Source organism: Pseudomonas sp. 8AS (assembly GCF_902506505.1).
In the GTDB taxonomy this organism is placed as follows: Bacteria; Pseudomonadota; Gammaproteobacteria; order Pseudomonadales; family Pseudomonadaceae; genus Aquipseudomonas.
In genome coordinates this window covers 3,532,367-3,550,562 of sequence record NZ_LR733406.1, presented here as the reverse complement: position 1 = coordinate 3,550,562, position 18,196 = coordinate 3,532,367, and the positions used below count along the sequence as shown (strand labels likewise).

At 67.5% G+C, this 18,196-nt stretch carries 21 protein-coding genes; 14 read left to right on the top strand and 7 right to left on the bottom strand.

Annotated elements, in window-relative coordinates:
* Positions 1 to 37: 37 nt before the first annotated feature.
* Positions 38 to 742, bottom strand: a complete 705-nt coding sequence (locus GV001_RS16605; protein ID WP_160081804.1) for a glutathione S-transferase N-terminal domain-containing protein — start codon at positions 740 to 742, stop codon at positions 38 to 40.
* Positions 743 to 874: 132 nt separating this feature from the next.
* Here GV001_RS16605 and GV001_RS16600 point away from each other — a divergent pair, with 132 nt between their 5' ends.
* Entirely contained in the window at positions 875 to 1,309 is a 435-nt protein-coding gene (locus GV001_RS16600) for an HIT family protein (RefSeq protein ID WP_160081802.1), read from the top strand.
* Between the two features lie 35 nt (positions 1,310 to 1,344).
* Here the strand turns inward: GV001_RS16600 and GV001_RS16595 are convergent, their stop codons facing one another.
* Positions 1,345 to 2,199: a tetratricopeptide repeat protein gene (locus tag GV001_RS16595; protein ID WP_160081800.1), complete on the bottom strand. Its 855-nt coding sequence runs from the start codon at positions 2,197 to 2,199 to the stop codon at positions 1,345 to 1,347.
* 256 nt (positions 2,200 to 2,455) lie between these two features.
* Here GV001_RS16595 and GV001_RS16590 point away from each other — a divergent pair, with 256 nt between their 5' ends.
* The gene (locus tag GV001_RS16590) at positions 2,456 to 2,887 is read left to right on the top strand and encodes a 3-isopropylmalate dehydratase (protein ID WP_160081798.1); all 432 of its coding nucleotides are present in this window, start codon (positions 2,456 to 2,458) and stop codon (positions 2,885 to 2,887) included.
* Positions 2,888 to 2,950: 63 nt separating this feature from the next.
* Here the strand turns inward: GV001_RS16590 and GV001_RS16585 are convergent, their stop codons facing one another.
* The 3 genes from GV001_RS16585 to GV001_RS16580 form a co-directional block, all read right to left on the bottom strand.
* A complete protein-coding gene (locus GV001_RS16585; protein ID WP_160081796.1) occupies positions 2,951 to 3,586 on the bottom strand; it encodes a DUF1326 domain-containing protein in 636 nt (211 codons plus the stop codon).
* Between the two features lie 98 nt (positions 3,587 to 3,684).
* A complete protein-coding gene (locus tag GV001_RS20215; RefSeq protein WP_256664949.1) occupies positions 3,685 to 3,813 on the bottom strand; it encodes a hypothetical protein in 129 nt (42 codons plus the stop codon).
* Positions 3,814 to 3,975: 162 nt separating this feature from the next.
* Positions 3,976 to 4,587, bottom strand: a complete 612-nt coding sequence (locus GV001_RS16580; RefSeq protein ID WP_160081794.1) for a LysE family translocator — start codon at positions 4,585 to 4,587, stop codon at positions 3,976 to 3,978.
* Positions 4,588 to 4,948: 361 nt separating this feature from the next.
* Between GV001_RS16580 and GV001_RS16575 the strand changes: the two genes are divergently transcribed.
* The 9 genes from GV001_RS16575 (at position 4,949) to GV001_RS16535 (ending at position 12,429) form a co-directional block, all read left to right on the top strand.
* Positions 4,949 to 6,070, top strand: a complete 1,122-nt coding sequence (locus tag GV001_RS16575; protein WP_160081792.1) for a beta-ketoacyl-ACP synthase III — start codon at positions 4,949 to 4,951, stop codon at positions 6,068 to 6,070.
* Between the two features lie 55 nt (positions 6,071 to 6,125).
* Complete coding sequence (locus tag GV001_RS16570; RefSeq protein WP_160081790.1) at positions 6,126 to 6,728, top strand: RNA polymerase sigma factor; 603 nt, start codon at positions 6,126 to 6,128, stop codon at positions 6,726 to 6,728.
* Entirely contained in the window at positions 6,722 to 6,952 is a 231-nt protein-coding gene (locus tag GV001_RS16565) for an anti-sigma factor (protein WP_160081788.1), read from the top strand. Before GV001_RS16570 ends, GV001_RS16565 begins: the two co-directional genes overlap by 7 nt.
* A 213-nt stretch (positions 6,953 to 7,165) precedes the next feature.
* Entirely contained in the window at positions 7,166 to 7,477 is a 312-nt protein-coding gene (locus GV001_RS16560; RefSeq protein WP_160081786.1) for a hypothetical protein, read from the top strand.
* A gap of 12 nt (positions 7,478 to 7,489) precedes the next feature.
* A complete protein-coding gene (locus tag GV001_RS16555) occupies positions 7,490 to 8,335 on the top strand; it encodes a DUF692 domain-containing protein (RefSeq protein WP_160081784.1) in 846 nt (281 codons plus the stop codon).
* Complete coding sequence (locus GV001_RS16550) at positions 8,332 to 9,027, top strand: DUF2063 domain-containing protein (RefSeq protein ID WP_160081782.1); 696 nt, start codon at positions 8,332 to 8,334, stop codon at positions 9,025 to 9,027. Before GV001_RS16555 ends, GV001_RS16550 begins: the two co-directional genes overlap by 4 nt.
* Positions 9,028 to 9,038: 11 nt before the next feature.
* Complete coding sequence (locus tag GV001_RS16545) at positions 9,039 to 9,635, top strand: DoxX family protein (RefSeq protein WP_160081780.1); 597 nt, start codon at positions 9,039 to 9,041, stop codon at positions 9,633 to 9,635.
* A gap of 241 nt (positions 9,636 to 9,876) precedes the next feature.
* Entirely contained in the window at positions 9,877 to 11,217 is a 1,341-nt protein-coding gene (locus tag GV001_RS16540; RefSeq protein WP_160081778.1) for an OprO/OprP family phosphate-selective porin, read from the top strand.
* A gap of 84 nt (positions 11,218 to 11,301) precedes the next feature.
* A complete protein-coding gene (locus GV001_RS16535; protein ID WP_160081776.1) occupies positions 11,302 to 12,429 on the top strand; it encodes a GNAT family N-acetyltransferase in 1,128 nt (375 codons plus the stop codon).
* A gap of 91 nt (positions 12,430 to 12,520) precedes the next feature.
* Here the strand turns inward: GV001_RS16535 and GV001_RS16530 are convergent, their stop codons facing one another.
* Positions 12,521 to 13,084, bottom strand: a complete 564-nt coding sequence (locus GV001_RS16530) for a hypothetical protein (RefSeq protein WP_256664948.1) — start codon at positions 13,082 to 13,084, stop codon at positions 12,521 to 12,523.
* A 207-nt stretch (positions 13,085 to 13,291) separates the two neighbouring features.
* Here GV001_RS16530 and GV001_RS16525 point away from each other — a divergent pair, with 207 nt between their 5' ends.
* The 3 genes from GV001_RS16525 to GV001_RS16515 all read left to right on the top strand — a co-directional run bounded on the left by GV001_RS16525 (position 13,292) and on the right by GV001_RS16515 (position 14,893).
* Positions 13,292 to 14,002, top strand: coding sequence for a DUF4349 domain-containing protein (locus GV001_RS16525; RefSeq protein ID WP_160081772.1), 711 nt, complete (start codon positions 13,292 to 13,294; stop codon positions 14,000 to 14,002).
* 63 nt (positions 14,003 to 14,065) lie between these two features.
* Positions 14,066 to 14,596: an alpha/beta hydrolase gene (locus GV001_RS16520; protein WP_160081770.1), complete on the top strand. Its 531-nt coding sequence runs from the start codon at positions 14,066 to 14,068 to the stop codon at positions 14,594 to 14,596.
* A gap of 75 nt (positions 14,597 to 14,671) precedes the next feature.
* Positions 14,672 to 14,893 carry a VF530 family DNA-binding protein gene (locus GV001_RS16515; RefSeq protein WP_160081768.1) on the top strand — a complete coding sequence of 74 codons (222 nt, stop codon included), beginning with the start codon at positions 14,672 to 14,674 and terminating at the stop codon, positions 14,891 to 14,893.
* A 101-nt stretch (positions 14,894 to 14,994) separates the two neighbouring features.
* Here the strand turns inward: GV001_RS16515 and GV001_RS16510 are convergent, their stop codons facing one another.
* Complete coding sequence (locus GV001_RS16510; RefSeq protein ID WP_160081766.1) at positions 14,995 to 18,105, bottom strand: transglycosylase domain-containing protein; 3,111 nt, start codon at positions 18,103 to 18,105, stop codon at positions 14,995 to 14,997.
* Between the last annotated feature and the right edge of the window lie 91 nt (positions 18,106 to 18,196).

Here is an 18,196-nt window from a genome sequence, read left to right as displayed (position 1 = left end):
CGGCTGGGTTGGTCTGCGGCCGCAGGCGGCCATCCGTTCAAGCCCGCTGCGGAATCGTCAGCCCCCGCACCACCGCCGGCCGCGCCAGGAAGCGTTCGAGAACCCGCTGCACATTGGCAAAACGCTCGAACTCCACCAGTTCGCCCGCCCCGTAGAAGCCGATCAGGTTGCGTACCCAGGGGAAGATGGCGATGTCGGCGATGCTGTAGGCGTCGCCCATGACCCATTCGCGGCCCTGCAGGCGCTGGTCGAGCACGCCGAGCAGGCGCTTGGCTTCCTCGATGTAGCGGTCGCGCGGGCGCTTGTCCGCGTAGTCCTTGCCGGCGAATTTATGGAAGAAGCCGACCTGGCCGAACATCGGGCCGATGCCGCCCATCTGCCACATCAGCCACTGGATGCACTGGTAGCGCGCGGCGGCGTCTTGCGGCAGCAGCTGGCCGGTCTTATCGGCGAGGTAGAGCAGGATCGCCCCGGACTCGAACAGCGCCAGCGGCTGGCCGTCCGGGCCATTGGGGTCGAGGATGGCGGGGATCTTGTTGTTCGGGTTGAGCGAGAGGAATTCAGCGCTGAGCTGGTCGTGGCTGTCGAAGCTGACCAGGTGCGGCTCGTAGGGCAGGCCGGTCTCTTCCAGCATGATCGACACCTTGACCCCGTTGGGCGTGGGCAGCGAGTAGAGCTGCAGGCGCTCGGGCTGGGTGGCGGGCCATTTGTGCGTGATGGGGAAGGTGGACAGGTCTGGCATGGGCGCTCCGGTCGGGCTGGCGGAAAGGGGCAGGATAGCGGCGAATGTCCGTTCGGTCAGGTAGCGGGTTTTTCCCGGTGCGCCGAAACCGGTATGGTTCGCTCCTTTGCACAACGCTACCGGAGAACCTTGATGAGCCTGCACGGCGATTACGATGAACAGAACATCTTTGCCAAGATCATTCGCGGCGAAGCCCCCTGCTACAAGCTGTACGAGGATGACGATGTGCTGGCCTTCCTCGATGTGTTCCCGCAGTCCTTCGGCCACTCGCTGGTGATCCCGAAGCAGGCGCAAGCGCGCAATATCCTGGAAATCGACAGCGCCAGCCTGGCCAAGGTGATGGCCGTGGTGCAGCGCCTGGCCCGCGCGCTGGTGGACGAGCTGCAGCCGGCCGGGGTGCAGGTGGCGCAGTTCAACGGCGCGCCTGCCGGGCAGACGGTGTTTCACATCCATATGCACGTGATCCCGCGTTTTGCCGGCGAAAGCCTGGGCATCCACGCCAGCGCCAAGGCCGACCCGGCCGAACTGGAGCAGCTGCAGGCACGCTTGCTGGCGCGCCTGGGCTGAGGGCGGCGCTGGTCGGTGAACCGTCCGGGGCGGGCTTATTGCTCCAGGGCCAGGGCGACATCCGGGCAGCGGGCTTCCTCGCTGACGGTCTGGCGCTTGAGCCACTGCTCGGCCCGGGTGTACCAGGCGCTATCGCTGCTATCCAGTTCGGCGATGGCCTCTTGAGAGCCGCTGGCCGCGGCCTTTTCCAGCCAGAGGCGGCGCTGGACCTGGTTGCTCGGCATGCCGCGGCCGATGCTGTAGGCATGGCTGAGGCCGTACTGGGCCTGTGCATAGCCGCCCAGGGCGGCCTTGCATAGCCACTGCAGGGCCTTGTCGTCGTTGCTGACGTAACGCTCGGCGAGCCCGTCGTCGCTGCCGATGTCCTGAATGCCGTTGTCGTCGCTCCAGTATTCCTCGGCGAGGAGGTACTGGGCGTGGGTGTTGCCCTGCACGGCGGCCTTTTCGAACCACTGCATGGCGATGAACTGCTGCTGCGAGTCGTCGCCCTGCAGCAGGTAGTCGACGCCCAGTTCCACCTGGGCCAGGTCGAGGCCCTGGTTGGCGGCCTGTTCCAGCAGGGGCAGGCGTTTGCCATCGCCGCCGGGGAGCAGCTCGTCGCGGTAGAGGATGGCCAGCTCGAAGGCCGCGCGGGCGACCCCCTGGTCCGCGGCCTGGGCATACCACAGCTCGCTGAGGGGGTAAGCCTGGCGGGTGTAGTACACATAGCCGAGGTTGAACTGGGCGCAGGCATCGCCCACCGCTGCTTTGGCCTTGAGGGCCTCGACGGCGGGGGCATCGGACGGGTCGACGACTATGGTGCAGGTGCTGGCCCAGGCGCTCCCGGCGCCGAGACTGCCGAGCAGGGCCAGGCTGGCCAGCAGACGTGGAAGATGGCGGGGGTACTGCATGGTGGGGCTCCTTGCCGGTTCTGGCTCCGTGGTCGCCACCGCGCTCCAGGCGCGGCTGGCCTGTCGGCGACATTAGCCATTCGCCGCAGGCCGCACAAGTTGCCCGTGGCGGGCTTGCCGGCTGTGGCACAGGCGGGCGTCCGCCGCGGCTGGGCGGCGCACGGGGCGGTAAAGTTCTGCGCCGTGCCCGGCTTGTGGCGAGCGGCGCGAGCGCCAATACTGGAGCCGCATCTTCGATCGCCCAAGGAGGGCTTCCATGCGCTTGATCTCTGCGGTTCTGCCCCTGTTGTTGCTCGCCGGTTGCTCGTCCTTCCGTGCCGATCCCGAAGATGTGCGTCCGGTGCCGGCCGATCGGCTGCTGGCCTTTCAGGAGGCTCGCGAAGGCGGCGGGCAGATCGTGGTCAACCGCGACCTGGGCATGATGGGCGGCGGCTGCTACGTGGCCATCGAGGTGGATCGCCAGGTGGCCGCGCGCATCGGCGTCGGTGAGGTGGCGAGCTTCCAGGTGCCGGCCGGCACCCGCGTGGTGGGCATCACCCTGGACAAGCAGGACGACACCCTGTGCAGCAAGGGCCGCCTGCTGCGCGAACTGGCCGTGCCGGTCAAGGTCGGCGAGAGCCATGCCTTTCGCATCGTCAGCCAGAACAAGGGCGGTTTCGACATCCTCCCCGAGCAGCCACGGCCCTGATGGTCGGCCGGCACCTGGCGTCCCGGGTGGACGCCAGGGGCCGGCCGTGAGCTAGCGCTCCGCTCAGCGCACCACGCCGCGCCCGGTGAAGTGCAGGTGGGCGAAGTGGCCGTGGCTGTTCTGCGCCTGGATGTGGATCGGCCCCTGGGTCTGGTAGCTGCCGCTGGCCATTTCCGCTTCGTTGAACTCGAAGCCGTCGGGCAGTACCAGGCGCACGCGCTGGGCCTCGCCGCTGACCGGGTTGCGGATCGGTTCGCCGCTGGCTTCCAGCACCTCGGGAATGCGCACCCGGGCCAGGCGCCCGTCGACATCGACGGTCAGCTCGATGGCGACGAACCGGGGCTCGTACATTTCGCTGATGGTGCCGGCGAACACATTGAATACGGTGGCGCCGGGGTCGGTTTCGGCTCCGGAGAGAATGGTCAACAGGGCGTTGCGCTGTTCGGCGCTGGCACGCTGGTCGATGAACACCTGGCAGCGGCCGTTGCCTTCGTGGATGGCGCCCGGCCAGGCGAACATGCCGACCCAGCACAGGCCGTCGAGAACGGTTTCGTTGAAGTGGCCCCGGTCGATGCGCATCGACACCACGGCTTCACACTTGCCGCGGCTGGGCCGGGCGCTGAATTGGCAGGGGCAGCCCCAGTCGCAGTTGCAGGTGGCGAATTCGTCGCCCTGCATCCGCCAGTCGGCCATGGACATGGCGTCCTCCTTCCCGCCGCAGCGGGGTTGGCAATCCCCCATCCGTCAGGCTAACCCCGGGGGCGGGTGGACGGGAGGCGAGCCGACTAAAGGCGGCGTCAGCGGTACCTGGCCAGGATCGCCTCAAATTCGCCGTCCTGCTTCATCCGCACCAGGGCGCGCAGCAGGCGCATGGTCGGTACATCCGGCTCGTTGCGCACCAGGCAGGCGACCGGGTCGGCGCTCACTTCGCCCACCGCCTGCAGCTTGCGCTCGGCGGGCTGCCGGCGGTTGTACCAGTCGAGGGACAGTTCATTGCTATAGATGCATGACGATGGCGGGTGGCGGCCTGGAGCTTGGGGCGCGCCGCACAGCTTGCCGAGAACCGGCGCGGTCGTCCTGTGCCGGTTTCAGCGGGTCAGCGGCAGGGCCAGGCCCATCGCCGTGAACAGGCCGCCGCAGCCGCGGTTGAAGAACTTGCCGCTGCGCTCCAGCCAGGGGCGGATGCGCTGGGCCATGCGCGCCAGGGCATATTCCACCAGGCCTTCGACCAGGGCGAAGGTCAGCGCCATGACGGCGAACTGCAGCCAGAGGTCCGCCGCCGGGTCGAGGAACTGCGGCAGGAAGGCGGCGTAGAACAGGATCACCTTGGGGTTGGAGACTGCCGCCAGCAGGCCCTGGCGAAACAGCAGCGGAGCGGGCCTGGCGACTGCCGGGGCGAGCGCGGTCAGGTGCAGGGGCGGGGCGCGCCAGAGCTGCACGCCGAGCCAGATCAGGTAGGCGCCGCCGAGCCACTTGAGCAGGATCAGCGCGTCGACCGAGGCCAGCAGCAGGGCGGCCAGGCCGAACATCGACAGGGCCATCAGCAGCACGAAGCCGAGCACGCCGCCGCTCACCGTCCACAGGGTGCGGCGGTGGCCATACAGGGCGCCGTGGCTGAGGGCGAGCAGGCCGTTGGGGCCGGGCGTCAGCGCCAGGCCGATGACGGCGCCAAGGTAGATGAGCCAGGTGTGCAGGGCCATGTTCGATTCCCGGAAGGGCGGGAGCGGCCGGGAGGCCGATCATCCAGCCTGCACGCTAGCCCACGGGCGCCGCGCCGCACAAGGCCGGGCGTCTGCCATGCTGGCCGTTATGCCCGGATTTATGGCGGGTAAGGCCTGTGTCCCTTGCGGGCTGGCGAGCATCTCTCCTAGCAGGGATACGCTCGCCGACAGTCTGTCGGGGCAGCGCTGGGCGCCCGGCTGTGGCACACTCTGCCGCTTACGACAGGCGTGCCGCCACCGGTGCTGCCGCTTTGCCGGTCCAAGAATTTCTGCCCGCGGCTGGCCGCGGGCCTATCGCACACCTGGTCGCCAGCGCGACCCAGACCTAGAGGAACGCCCCGTGCACAAAGCCGTAATCAGTGGCACTGGCCTGTATACCCCGGCTAACAGCATCTCCAACGAGGAGCTGGTGGCTTCCTTCAACAGCTACGTTCAGCAGTTCAACAGCGACAACGCCGCCGCCATCGAGCGTGGCGAGGTCGAGGCGCTGAGCGAGTCCAGCGTGGCCTTCATCGAGAAGGCATCGGGCATCAAGAGCCGCTACGTGATGGACAAGGCCGGCATTCTCGACCCGCAGCGCATGACCCCGCGCATCCCCGAGCGGTCCAACGACGAGTGGGGCATCCTCTGCGAGATGGCCGTCGGTGCCGCCAAGGAGGCCCTGCAGCGCGCCGGCAAGACCGTCGCCGATATCGACGGGGTGATAGTCGCCTGCTCCAACCTGCAGCGCGCCTACCCGGCGGTGGCCATCGAAGTGCAGGCGGCCCTTGGCATCCAGGGCTGGGGCTATGACATGAACGTGGCCTGCTCCTCGGCCACCTTCGGCCTGCAGGCGGCGAACAACGCCGTGCAGACCGGCCAGGCCCGTGCCGTGCTGATGGTCAACCCGGAGATCTGCACCGGCCACCTGAACTTCCGCGACCGCGACAGCCACTTCATCTTCGGCGATGCCGCCACCGCGGTGATAGTCGAGCGCGCCGACCTGGCGACCTCGGCTCAGCAGTGGGACATCGTCGGCACCAAGCTGCTGACCCAGTTCTCCAACAACATCCGCAACAACTTCGGCTTCCTCAACCGCGCCGCGGAAGAGGGCATCGGTGCCCCGGACAAGCTGTTCGTCCAGGAAGGCCGCAAGGTGTTCCGCGATGTCTGCCCGATGGTTGCCGAGCTGATTGCCGCGCACCTGGCCGAGAACCAGTTGAATGTCGGCGACGTGAAGCGCTTCTGGCTGCACCAGGCCAACCTCAACATGAACCTGCTGATCGCCCGCAAGCTGCTCGGCCGCGATGCCGAAGAGGGCGAGGCGCCGGTGATTCTCGATACCTACGCCAACACCAGTTCGGCCGGCTCGGTGATCGCCTTCCACAAGTACCAGGACGACCTGCCCAGCGGCGCGCTGGGCGTGCTCAGCTCCTTCGGTGCCGGCTACTCCATCGGTAGCGTGATTCTGCGCAAGCACTAAGCCCTGCCAGCGGGGAGGCGTGGATGGTGCGCGCAGCGCATCCTACGGGAGGCCCATGAGCGATGACGATCTGCTGCCGCGCCTGCTGGCCGGCGAGCAGCAGGCCTTCCGCGAGCTGGTGGCGACCTACCAGGGCGCCATGCGCGCGGTGGCCTATGCCATAGTCGGCAGCCGCAACGCCGACGAGGTGGTGCAGGACGCCTGGCTCGCCGTGGTGCGCAATCTGGACGGCTTTCAGCGCCGCTCCAGCCTGAAGACCTGGCTGCTGACCATAACCGCCAATACCGCCAAGAGCCGCCTCAAGCAGCATCGCCGCGAGGTGCTGCTGGATGACCTGCCGGCGCCCCATGGCACGCTCGGCGACGAGCGTTTCGCTGCCAGCGGCCACTGGCAGACGCCGCCGCATGCCTGGCACGAGGACTCGCCCGAGGCCCTGCTGGGCGAGGACGAACTGCGCCAGTGCCTGGAAAAGACCCTGGCCAGCCTCTCCGAGATGCAGGCCAGCGTGCTGCTGCTGCGCGAGCGCCAGGGCCTGGAACTGGAGGAGATCTGTAATCTTCTCGAGCTTTCGCTCTCCAATGTGCGGGTGCTGCTGCACCGTGCCCGGCTCAAGGTGTTCGCCACCCTGGAGCATTTCGAGGAGACCGGCCAATGCTGAGCTGCAAGGAACTGGTAGCCCACTCCAGTGATTTTCTCGACGGCCAGCTGAGCCTGCGCGAGCGCCTGAGCGTGCGCGCGCACCTGGCCATGTGCCGCCATTGCCGGCGCTTCATCCGCCAGATGAAGGTGACCCAGGGCGTGCTGCGCGCCCTGCCCGAGACGGCCATCCCCGAGCTGGATGCCCTGGCCGAGCGCCTGGCGCAGCAGCGCCGCAAGCCCTGAGCGATCTGCCCCGGCGTTTTCTGCAGCTCTGGTGATGCTTGAGACAGCGGCTGCAGCCGCGATCTTTCGCGAATCGGTTCGCCTCCACCCGGCGCGCCGGCCCGGCGCAGAAAAAACTTTTCGCCACCCTGTAACGCCCCTTGGCCTGCTGGGTCTAGTGTTGCGAGGGGGCCATGGCGGCCTCCAGCAATCAACCACCCCCGGAGAGACTCCATGAAACAGCTGAATACCGTTGTCGCCACCCTGGGCGCCGCCCTGCTGAGCACCGCAGCGTTCACCGCTCAGGCGGCCGGCAACCCGTTCGCCGCCGAGGAGCTGAGCAGCGGCTACAGCCTGGCGGCCCAGGAGAAGGTTAACGAAGGTTCCTGTGGCGAAGGCAAGTGCGGTGGCGAGATGAAGGCCGTGGGCAGCAGCAAGGCCGGCGAAGGCAAATGCGGTAGCGAGAAAGCCGCCAAGGAAGGCAGCTGTGGCGAGGAAGGCAAGATGGCCAAGGAAGGCAGCTGCGGCGCTGCGCAGGCCGAGTAAGGAACGGCGCACATGAGCTCGCAGCCTTTCGTCAGCGGCGCCGGCCTCGGCCTGCGTCGCGGCCTGCTCCCGGCGCTGGTCGACAGCGCCGCGGGGCAGGTGGATTTCCTCGAAATCGCCCCAGAAAACTGGATCGGCGTGGGCGGGCGCTTCGCCCGCCAGCTGCGTGGCCTGAGCGAGCGCCTGCCGTTTCTCTGCCATGGTCTGTCCCTCAACCTCGGTGGCTTCGCGCCGCTCGATTTCGCGCTGCTCGAGGCCGTCAAGGCCTTCCTCGACGAGCACGGCATCCGTGGTTACAGCGAGCACCTGTCGGCCTGTGCCGACGATGGCCAGCTGTACGACCTGATGCCGCTGCCGTTCAGCGACGAGTCGGTGCGCCGCGTCGCCGCGCGTATCCGCACGGTGCAGGAGGTGCTGCAGCGGCCGCTGATCATCGAGAACGTCTCGGCCTATGCGCGCCTGCCCGGCGAACTGGACGAGGCCACGTTCATCCGCGCGGTGCTGGAGGAGGCCGATTGCCGGCTGCTGCTGGACATCAACAACGTCTACGTCAACGCGAGCAATTTCAGCTTCGATCCGCGCGCCTACATCGACGCCATGCCCGGCGAACGCATCGCCTACCTGCACATGGCCGGGCATTCCGACGAGGCCGCCGGCCTGAAGATCGATACCCACGGCGCGCCGGTGGGCGACCCGGTGTGGGCCCTGCTGGAACACGCCTACGCCCGCCACGGCGTGCGTCCGACCCTGCTCGAGCGCGATTTCAACTTGCCGCCGCTGGCCGAGCTGTATGCCGAGGTGGCGCAGATCCGTGCCCTGCAGCAGCTGGCCGGCAGGCACCGGGAGTCGGCGGCATGAACGCCGTGCAGGCCCAGGCGGCCTTCGCCGCGCGCATCCGCCAGCCCGCGGCGCAGGCGCTGCTGCCGGGCATTTCCGGCGAGCGCATGGCGGTGTACGAGGCGCTGTTCTTCAACAACATCGAGAGCTTCCTGGGCAGCGGCTTCCCGGTGCTGCGCCGGCTGTTCGAGGACGCGCGCTGGCAGCGCCTGGTGCGCAGCTTCATCGCCGGGCACCGCTGCCGCACGCCGTACTTTCTGCAGATCGGTGAGGAGTTCATCGCCTGGCTGCAGCAGGGCTTCGTCGCCGAGCCTGACGATCCGCCGTTTCTCCTCGAACTGGCGCACTACGAGCGGGTCGAGCTGGCCCTGGATGTGGCCTGCGCGGAGTTGCCCACGCACGGCTGGTCGCCGCTGGCCTGGCCGCTGGCCTACGTCTGGCCGGTGCAGCGGCTGAGCGCCGAATACCGTCCGGCGCTGCCGCCGGCCGAGCCGACCTGCCTGCTGGCCTGGCGTGACCGTGCGGACAGGGTGCGTTTCCAGCAACTGGCGCCGTTCGCCTACCGCCTGGCCCTGCGCCTGCAGGCCGGCGAGGACAGCGCCGCGGCGCTGCCGGCCCTGGCCGAGGAAAGCGGCCTGGTCGCCGACGCGAGCTATTTCAACCAGGCCCGTGCGCTGCTGGATGACTGGCGGCGCCAGGACGTCTTTTTCTAGCGGAGCTACCCATGCTGACCCTGCTCAATCGCCTCCAGGATGCCCTGGACGCCACGCGTCGCCTCGATTTCCTCGGCCCGTTGCTGCTGCGCCTGTACCTGGTGCCGATCTTCTGGATGGCCGGCACGCACAAGCTGGCCGACATGCCGGCGACCATCGCCTGGTTCGGCAACCCGGACTGGGGCCTGGGCCTGCCGTTCCCCACGCTGCTGGCCTGGCTGGCGGCACTGACCGAGACGGGTGGGGCGATGCTGTTGCTGTTCGGCCTGGCCCTGCGCTGGATCAGCATTCCACTGATGGTGACCATGCTGGTGGCGATCGCCAGCGTGCACTGGCCGTTCGGCTGGCAGGCGATCGCCGATCCGTCCGCGCCCTTCGCCAACGAACGGGTGCTGGCCTCGGTGGAGAAGCTCGAACGGGCCCGCGTCCTGCTCAAGGCGCACGGCAACTACGACTGGCTGACCAGCAGCGGCAAGCTGGTGGTGCTGAACAACGGCATCGAGTTCGCCGCCACCTACCTGGTGATGCTGGTCGCGCTGTTCTTCACCGGTGCCGGGCGCTGGGTCAGCCTGGACTACTGGTTGGCGCGGCGCTGGCGCCGCCCCTGAGCCGAAATGACCGGGTTTTTCCCGCCCGAGGCCGGCCCGGCGCCCCGGCGCGGGGAGCCCGAAGGGCGCAGGGCCGCGCGCCGGCTTCGCTTATTAGTAAACGGAGTAAAAAGTTCCGCTGTCATCGAACTTTCATATATCAGAAACCGGGCTGAAATAACCCCCCGCCAAGATTCCCCTCCAGCACCAAGGGCAGTTGCCCGCGTGTTTTCAACGCAAAAGACCAATAGGGGAATTTTCGATGATCCGTAAGCACTTCGCCGGTTTCGTGACCAGCGCCCTGGCTCTGGCCGTTTCCGCCCAGGCTTTCGCCGGCACCGTGACCACTGACGGTACCGACATCGTTATCAAGACCAAGAGCGGTCTGGAAGTCGCCACCACCGACAAACAGTACAGCTTCAAGCTGGGTGGCCGTATCCAGGCCGACTTCGATTCGTTCGACGGCTTCTATACCACCAACAACGAACAAGCCAACGAAGCCTTCTTCCGCCGTGCCCAGCTGGAATTCGGTGGTAACTACAAAGACTGGCGTTACCAGATCAACTACGACTTCACCGACAACCGCGGCAACGAAAACAAGTTCGACGAAGCCACCATCACCTACACTGGCTTTACGCCGATCAACATCAAGGTCGGTCGTTTCGATCCCGACTACAGCCTGGAAAAAGCCACCAGCTCCAAGTGGGTCACTGCAAAGGAGCGCTCGGCGATCCTCGATCTGGCTTCCTGGACCACCGACCATGAAAACGGCATGGGCGTACAGGTCAACGGCACCTACGGCGGCATGTTCTATGGTTCGGCCAGCATTCAGCAGCAAGACTCCGGTGTTTATCTGGAGGACGAAGACGGCAAGGATGTCAACAGCTTCTTCGCCCGTGGAGTGATCGCCCCGATCGTCAGCGAAACCCAGGTGCTGCATTTTGGTTTGGACTATGCCACTCGCAGCTACGGCAATGAGGGCGATGGCACCAAGTTCGATGGCCGCATCCGTTCGCGTCTTGGCGTGCGTGGTGTTTCCGAAAACCAGGCCAACTCGGACCAGCTGGTCTTTGCTCCGGCTGATGCCGGTGTTAATGGCGGTTTCGAGAATGACGACGTAGTGGGCCTGGAGTTTGCCTATATGCAAGGCCCGTTCTCCGTACAGAGCGAGTACCTCAAGCGTGATCTGAGTGGCAAGGACAACAACGGTGATCGTGAAGCCACCGGCTACAACGCCATGCTGGCCTACACCCTGACCGGTGAGTCGCGCGTGTACAAGCTCGACGGTGCCAAGTTCGACACCATCAAGCCGGCTGACAAGCAGTACGGCGCCTGGGAAGTGTTCTACCGCTATGACCATCTGAGCGTGGAAGACGACGACACCATGGCGACTGTAGGCGGCCTGGCCATCGACGAATCCGAAGCCAAGGTGCACACCCTGGGTGTCAACTGGTATGCCAACGAAGCCGTCAAGGTGTCGCTGAACTATCTGATGACCAAGACTGACGACGATACCGTACGCCTGCAGAATGGCCGCTTTGCGGCTGGCAATGACGATGATGATGGCCAGGCCATCACCATGCGTGCCCAGTACGTGTTCTAAGTCAGCCCCCATCCTCTGACTGCTCCTCTGAGCCCCGCCACTGGCGGGGCTTTTTTTCGCCCCCAGGAAAAGGGACACTGCGGCATGCCCGTACAGACCCTCGATTCGATCCGGCAGATCGCCGCCGCCGACTGGGACGCGCTGCTGCCCGGCGCCGCCCAGCCCTTCCTGCGCCATGCCTTCCTCGCCTGCCTGGAAGACAGCGGCAGCGCCGCGGCCGCCAGCGGCTGGCAGCCCAGCCATCGCCTCTGGCGCGACGCGGGCGGCGAGCTGCGCGCCATCCTGCCGGCCTGGATCAAGAGCCACTCGCGCGGCGAATACGTGTTCGACTGGGGCTGGGCCGAGGCCTGCCAGCGTGCCGGCATCGCCTACTACCCCAAGCTGCTGACGGCCGTGCCGTTCTCGCCGGTGGTCGGCCCGCGCTTGCTCGGTGCCCCGGCGGCCTGTGTGCAACTGCTGGCTGAAGTGAGCGCCACGCTGGCGGAGCAGGGCCTGTCGAGCTGGCACCTGAACTTCACCGACGCGGCCGAGGCCGCGCTGCTGGCCCGCCAGCCGGGCTGGCTGCAGCGCAGCGGTTGCCAGTTCCACTGGTTCAATCGCGGCTACCGCGACTTCCAGGATTTTCTCGACGGCTTCGCCTCGCGCAAGCGCAAGCAGGTGCGCAAGGAGCGTGAGCTGGTGGCCGGGCAGGGTCTGGAGTTCACCTGGCTGGCCGGAGATGAGCTGAGCGAGGCGCAGTGGGATTTCGTCTATCGCTGCTACGCCAACACCTATTGGCTGCGTGGCCAGTCGCCCTACCTGAGCCGAGAATTCTTCAGCCTGCTGGCCGAACGCATGCCCGCGGCCATTCGCGTCAACCTGGTGCGGCAGGGCGCGCGGCCGGTGGCCATGGCCTTCCTGCTACGCGATGGTGAATGTCTTTACGGGCGCTACTGGGGCTGTCTGCAGGAGTTCGCCAACCTGCACTTCGAGACCTGCTTCTACCAGGGCATCGAGCAGGCGATTGCCGGCGGACTGCAGCGTTTCGACGCCGGGGCGCAGGGGGAGCACAAGCTGGTGCGCGGCTTCGAGCCGGTGCTGACGCAGTCCTGGCACTACCTGGAACATGCCGGGCTGCGCGCGGCGGTGGCGGATTTTCTGCAGGAAGAGCGCGAGCATGTCCTGGCTTATCTGGAGCAGGCCCGGCAAGCCTTGCCCTATAGGCGCGGCTGATTGGCACCAATGGGCTGGCGGCGCAGCCTGCGCGCAACGGCGAAAACCCGGCCCGGGATTGCCCCGGGCCGGGTCGCTGCCGCGCTGGCGATCAGCCCTTGGCCGGGGTGATGCCGTTGTTGATCTGGAACTGCTTGATCAGTTTTTCCGGCTTCTTCTCTTCTTTCTGCAGCAGATAGACCACGCGCTCGCCGTTCGGGCCGCTGGCGACCTCGGTGTGGCGGAAGATCGGCTCGCCGATGGTGTTCACGTCGACCATGTCGCCGTAGCGCTGGCCCACGTAGATGATGCCTTCCTGGCGGATCTCGCCGTAGAAGCTGGCGGCCGGCGGCAGGCTGCGGTTGAGGAACTGGTAGGCGGCGATCTTGTTCAGATCCTTGCCCTGGTCCTCGGCGCGCAGGGCCAGCACGATGTTCTGGCCGTACTGGTCCTTCTGTTGCAGGTCTTTCAGGTAGGGCGCCTTGCCGCTGACGAGGAAGTCACGGTAGACCGTGGCATCGTCGAACAGGTAGAGGCTTTCCTCGGTGCGCACCTGGTACCAGTCTTCGTTGTTCAGGCTTTCCGCCTTCGGCGCCGGAGCCTGGCTGCTGCAGGCGGCCATGGCCGCGGCCAGCAGAGCGATGGATACAGGTTTGAACATGGATTTCACGGACATCAAATTACCTCCCCAGGACGAATGGCAAGAGAGTCTCGCCGCGCCAGGTGACGAAATGATGACGTTTGCATAACAGGCTCGATTATCGCCGCGGCACAGCAGCGGCCTTTCGCCTGGGGCGGGCGCGAATGCGGTCACGCCAGGCGGTGGTCGATCCCCGTATGATCCGCGCCTGTTCAACAGGGATGAGCCGAGAGGGCGCAACGGATGAAAAACTACCTGAAGCAATGGGCCGCCCTGGCCCTGCTGTGTGTTCTGGCCGGCCTGGCCGGGTGTTCCACCCACGGCCGTGACATCGGCGCGGCCGCCGCCGAGTCTGCCGCCGCGGCGCCGAGCGCGCCGGTGCAGGGCAAGGCCTCCGGGCGCCTGCTGGTGTGGACCGCCGATTTCTCCCTGCAAGTGCAGGACATGGGCAAGGCCCGCAGCCAGCTCAGCGAGCGCATGCTGGCGCTGGGCGGCTATGTCGAGGAGAAGAGCGACTACGGCGATTACAGCCAGAGCTTCGTCTTCCGCGTGCCGGCGGATGCCTTCGAGACGGCCCTGGGCAGCGTCGAGCAGAGCGGCAAGGTGCTCTCGCGCCACGTCAAGGGCGAGGACGTCACCGAGCAGTACGTCGACGTGGAAACCCGCCTGCAGAACAACATCGCCCTGCGCGACCGCCTCAAGGAGCTGCTCGGCAAGGCCAGGGACATCCAGGACATCCTGCAGATCGAGAGCGAGCTGAACCGCATCCAGTCGGAGATCGACTCCATGCAGGCGCGCATGCGCATCCTCAAGGACCAGATCCAGATGGCCACGATCCGCGTCGAGCTGCGCCAGCAGGAGGCGCCGAAGCCAGCGACCATCTACGGGCCGCTGGGCTACCTGTACAAGGGTACCGAGTGGTTCGTGACCAAGCTGTTCATCATCCGCGAGTGAGGCTGGCCGCAATGGCGAGCAGCCGGGCATGATTGCGCTTCTTGCAGACGGAGGGCACAGCAGATGGACGACACATTCCTGATCATCCCCGGCTACGGCGGCTCCGGCGCCGAGCATTGGCAGAGCCGCTGGCAGCAGGCCGATCCGCGTTTTCGCCGGGTCGAGCAGCGCGACTGGTGGCGCCCGGTGTGCAGCGAATGGGTGGCGGCGCTGGAGCAGGCGGTCGCCGCCAGTGGGCCGCATACCGTGCTGGTCGCCCACAGCCTGGGCTGCGGGCTGGTGGCGCACTGGGCGGCGCAGACTCGCCTGACGATCCGCGCCGCCATGCTGGTGGCCCCGCCGGACCCGGAAGGCCCGGCCGCGCAGCTCGGCATCGACGGCTTCGTGCCGGTGCCCGAGCTGCCGCTGGCCTTTCCCAGCCTGCTGGTGGCCAGCAGCAACGACCCCTTTTCCAGCCTGGAACACGCCCACGGCGCGGCGCAGCGCTGGGGCAGCCGCTGGGCCAATATCGGCGCGGCCGGGCATATCAACGGCGACAGCGACCTGGGCGACTGGCCGCAGGGGCGGGCGCTGCTGCAGTCGTTGCTGGGCTAGGACGGCGTGCCTGCTGACGCGCGGCCTGCTTGTTGCTAACGTGGCGCCCCGCCCATCTCCCGCACAAGGCCGACCGTGAGCGAACAAGCGAAGAACCCCCTGCATGGCATCACCCTGGAACAGCTGCTCACCGAACTGGTGGCGCGCTACGGCTGGGACGGCCTGGCCAAGCGCATCGACATCCGCTGCTTCAAGAGCGATCCGAGCATCAAATCGAGCCTGACCTTCCTGCGCAAGACGCCCTGGGCGCGGGAGAAGGTCGAGGCGCTGTTCGTGCAGATGCGCAGCAAGGGCTGACGGCCCCGACCGCCACCGCCCCGTAGGGTGCGCCGTGCGCACCACCGGCAGCGCATGGCCCTGGTGCGCACGGCGCACCCTACGACGCAATAGACCCGTGGTCAGCGATTGCGCACCTGTGGCGCGCTCAGCGGCAGCGCGCAGCCGGTCTGGCCATCGGCCTGCAGGTAGGGGGCGAGGATCGGCGCCATGCCCTTGAGCACCTGCACCGGCAGCGCCGAGGTGAAGCGGAAGTTCTCCGCCGCCTGGCCCGGGACGAAGGCGGTGAGGGTGCCGAAGTGGCGCGGGCCGAGGTAGAAGACGAAGGTGGCGGTGCGGTTCAGCGCCCGTGAGCTGAGCACGTGGCCGCCGCGGGTGACGCTTTCCACCCGGTTGTCACCGGTGCCGGTCTTGCCGCCGAGGGTCAGCGGGCTGCCGTCGGCCAGGCTGAAGCTGCCGTGCAGGCGCCGCGCGGTGCCGGCTTCGACCACCTGCGACAAGGCCTCGCGCAGGGCCGCGGCGACTGCCGAGGGCAGCACCCGCTCGCCGCGCTGGGCGTTCTGCAGCAGGTGGGTCTCGTAGGGCGTGGCGCTGGCGAACTGCAGGGTGTCGATGCGCACGCTGGGCTGGCGGATGCCGTCATTCTGGATAATGCCCATCAGCTCCGCCAGCGCCGCCGGGCGGTCGCCGGAGCTGCCGATGGCGGTGGCCAGCGACGGCACCAGGTGGTCGAACGGATAGCCCAGCCGTTGCCAGCGCTGGTGGATATCGAGGAAGGCCTCCACCTCCAGCATGCTGCGGATGCGGCTGTCGCGGGCGCTCTTGTGGCGGCTCTTGAACAGCCAGCCGTAGACCTCCTGGCGCTCCTTGCTGCTGGCCGCCACGGCGTCCTTGAAACTGGCCTGCGGCTGTTCGATCAGGTAGCCCAGCAGCCACAGTTCCAGCGGGTGCACGCGGGCGATGTAGCCCTGGTCGGGCAGGCTCCAGGCGCCGGGGCCGTAGTCCAGGTAGAGGCTGTGGACCTTCTTGTCGGTCAGCTTGGCCTGCGGCAGGTGGGCCTTGAGGAAGGCGGCGAAGGTGACTTCGTCCACCTCGGGCATCAGGTAGCGGTGCACGGCGGCCAGGCGGGTGGGGGTATGGCGCAGGCCGTCGAGGAAGGTGTCGAGGCGTTCCTGGGCCGTCTTGCCCTGGTACTTGCGCCAGAAGCGCAGGAGGAAGGTGGTGCCTTCGCGGTCGGCGAAGCGCTTGAGGTAGTCGGCGCGCAGCGGGTTCTTGTCGTCGCGCAGCAGCTCGGCGCTGTTGCTCTCGCCGTGGTAGGTGCTGTAGCGCACCAGGTCGCGCAGCAGGCGGATGAACGGCAGGTTGATCGACTCGCGCAGGGCCTCGCGCAGGGTGGGAATGCGGCCGTTGTCCTCGCGCTTGAAGTTGCTGAAGCTGTGCAGCCCGCCGCCGGTGAAGAAGCGCTCGTAGGGGCTGGCCGAGTACTTGCGCTCCAGGGCCGCGTCGAGCAGGGCGCGCAGGCCGAGGTCCGGTTGGGCGATCAGCTGGTCGAGGGCCCAGCGGGTCAGGTGGTCCTGCGCGGCCACCTCGACCTGGCGCAGCTGCTCGGCGCTCTGCCCGGCGTAGCGGGCGTGCAGCTCGGCCATCACCTCCAGGTAGGTGGTCAGCACGCGCAGCTTGGCGGTGGAGCCCAGTTCCAGCTTGCTGCCCTCGTTGATGTCGAAGGGCTGGTCGGTGTTGTCGGTCTGCACCCGCACCCGTGCGCCGGCCGGGGTGCGTTCGAACAGGGTGAAGCTGTAGCGCACCTCGGCGGTCTTTTCCGGCGACAGCAGGCGTTCGCCGTACAGGCCGATCTGCCCGGCGAACTCGGGGTCGGCCAGCTGCCGCAGGTAGGCGCTGACCTGCTGCTGCAGCTCGGCGTTGAGCGTGCTGCTGGCGGCCAGGTCGAGGCGGTCGAGGTCGTACAGCGGCAGGTTGAGCAGGTTGGACAGGCGCGTGCGCGCCACACTGATGCCCTTGTTGCTCTGCACCGGCTGGATCGCCGGATGCAGCTCCAGGTCGCGAAAATGCAGGGTCTGCCCCAGCGCCGCGTCACGCAGGGCTTGGTCGATCACCCCGCCGCCGGCCAGCACGCGGATATGGCTGTCGGTCAGGGCTTCCAGCTCGCGGCGGCCCTTGGTCAGGTAATAGGAGGGGCGGCGCTGGGCGATCATCAGCGCCAGCACCTGGCGCAGGGCCTGGCCGCGCTCGCTGGCGGACGCCTGCGGGGTGCGCTGCGGGTCGAGCAGGGCATTGACCCGGGTGAAATCGGCGCCGAACCACACCCGCAGGCCGTCGGCCAGGCCGTGCACTTCGCCATGCCCGGGGGCGGCGGAGAGCGGCACGCTGTTGAGGTAGTCGCGCACTATGGTCTGGCGCGCGGCGAGGCTGTCCGGGCCCTGCTGGTAGGCGCGCACGCTGGCGGAGACCATCTGCCGCAGCTTGTCGCGGGCGGAGGGGGTGCGGCCGTCCGGCGAGTGGCGGTATTTCTCCAGCTGGGTGGCCAGGGTGCTGCCGCCGGCCGACTGCTCCTGCACCCCGAACAGCTTGCCGAGCTGCGACAGCGCGGCCTTGGCGAAGCGCGGCCAGTCCACCGCCGGGTTCGCCTGGGGCTGGTCGGGGTCGAGCAGGTGGCGGTTCTCGATATACAGCAGGCTGCCGACGATCAGCGGCGGGATCTCGGCGAAGCTGGCGTACAGCTGCTGCGGGTAGCGGAACTGGTACAGCGGCAGGCCGCGGCAGTCACTGATGGTCAGGCCGGCCTGAGGCTTCTCGCGAAACGGCGGGAAGTAGCCGCGCTGGCTGTAGTCGAGCAGGGCGGGGGAGAAGCGCACCTGCTCGGCGATCAGGAAGCCGCGTTGCTGCAGGCGCTCCAGCAATTGCGGCAGGCTGGCGTAGCCGAGGCGCTTGTCGAACGGCCCGGCCGCCGGATAGTGCAGCGCCGTGCTCGGCCCGGGTTGCAGCTGGTAGTTCAGTTCGGCGGCGTAGCGGCTGAACTCTCGGGCCTGCAGCCTGGCCGTTTGCAGTTCCTGGCGCAGGGCCAGGCCGAGGCCGGCGAGGACGATCAGCAGGGCGAGCCACAGCCAGGTCTTGCGGCGTTTGCGCGGCGGTGATTCTTGCGGCGACGACAGGGGCTCGGAGTCGCCCACGGGGTGCGCGGTCTGCGGTGCGTTGGACTGCCATGGAACGCCCATAGGGATCGGCCTGACCACCCGGGAAGCAAGCTCTTGCTGCAAGCTTAGCCGCGCTCTGCGCGGGCGGCGGCTTTTTGCTGGGCGCCGGGCG

What these genes read in the sequence shown, in the direction of transcription:
- GV001_RS16510 (WP_160081766.1), bottom strand. Translation starts at nt 18,105, where the DNA reads ATGGGCGTTCCATGGCAGTCCAACGCACCGCAGACCGCGCACCCCGTG.
- GV001_RS16585 (WP_160081796.1), bottom strand. Translation starts at nt 3,586, where the DNA reads ATGTCCATGGCCGACTGGCGGATGCAGGGCGACGAATTCGCCACCTGC.
- GV001_RS16530 (WP_256664948.1), bottom strand. Translation starts at nt 13,084, where the DNA reads ATGTCCGTGAAATCCATGTTCAAACCTGTATCCATCGCTCTGCTGGCC.
- GV001_RS16605 (WP_160081804.1), bottom strand. Translation starts at nt 742, where the DNA reads ATGCCAGACCTGTCCACCTTCCCCATCACGCACAAATGGCCCGCCACC.
- GV001_RS16535 (WP_160081776.1), top strand. Translation starts at nt 11,302, where the DNA reads ATGCCCGTACAGACCCTCGATTCGATCCGGCAGATCGCCGCCGCCGAC.
- GV001_RS16570 (WP_160081790.1), top strand. Translation starts at nt 6,126, where the DNA reads ATGAGCGATGACGATCTGCTGCCGCGCCTGCTGGCCGGCGAGCAGCAG.
- GV001_RS16550 (WP_160081782.1), top strand. Translation starts at nt 8,332, where the DNA reads ATGAACGCCGTGCAGGCCCAGGCGGCCTTCGCCGCGCGCATCCGCCAG.
- GV001_RS16555 (WP_160081784.1), top strand. Translation starts at nt 7,490, where the DNA reads ATGAGCTCGCAGCCTTTCGTCAGCGGCGCCGGCCTCGGCCTGCGTCGC.
- GV001_RS16520 (WP_160081770.1), top strand. Translation starts at nt 14,066, where the DNA reads ATGGACGACACATTCCTGATCATCCCCGGCTACGGCGGCTCCGGCGCC.
- GV001_RS16590 (WP_160081798.1), top strand. Translation starts at nt 2,456, where the DNA reads ATGCGCTTGATCTCTGCGGTTCTGCCCCTGTTGTTGCTCGCCGGTTGC.
- GV001_RS16580 (WP_160081794.1), bottom strand. Translation starts at nt 4,587, where the DNA reads ATGGCCCTGCACACCTGGCTCATCTACCTTGGCGCCGTCATCGGCCTG.
- GV001_RS16600 (WP_160081802.1), top strand. Translation starts at nt 875, where the DNA reads ATGAGCCTGCACGGCGATTACGATGAACAGAACATCTTTGCCAAGATC.
- GV001_RS16525 (WP_160081772.1), top strand. Translation starts at nt 13,292, where the DNA reads ATGAAAAACTACCTGAAGCAATGGGCCGCCCTGGCCCTGCTGTGTGTT.
- GV001_RS16565 (WP_160081788.1), top strand. Translation starts at nt 6,722, where the DNA reads ATGCTGAGCTGCAAGGAACTGGTAGCCCACTCCAGTGATTTTCTCGAC.
- GV001_RS16545 (WP_160081780.1), top strand. Translation starts at nt 9,039, where the DNA reads ATGCTGACCCTGCTCAATCGCCTCCAGGATGCCCTGGACGCCACGCGT.
- GV001_RS16540 (WP_160081778.1), top strand. Translation starts at nt 9,877, where the DNA reads ATGATCCGTAAGCACTTCGCCGGTTTCGTGACCAGCGCCCTGGCTCTG.
- GV001_RS16560 (WP_160081786.1), top strand. Translation starts at nt 7,166, where the DNA reads ATGAAACAGCTGAATACCGTTGTCGCCACCCTGGGCGCCGCCCTGCTG.
- GV001_RS16595 (WP_160081800.1), bottom strand. Translation starts at nt 2,199, where the DNA reads ATGCAGTACCCCCGCCATCTTCCACGTCTGCTGGCCAGCCTGGCCCTG.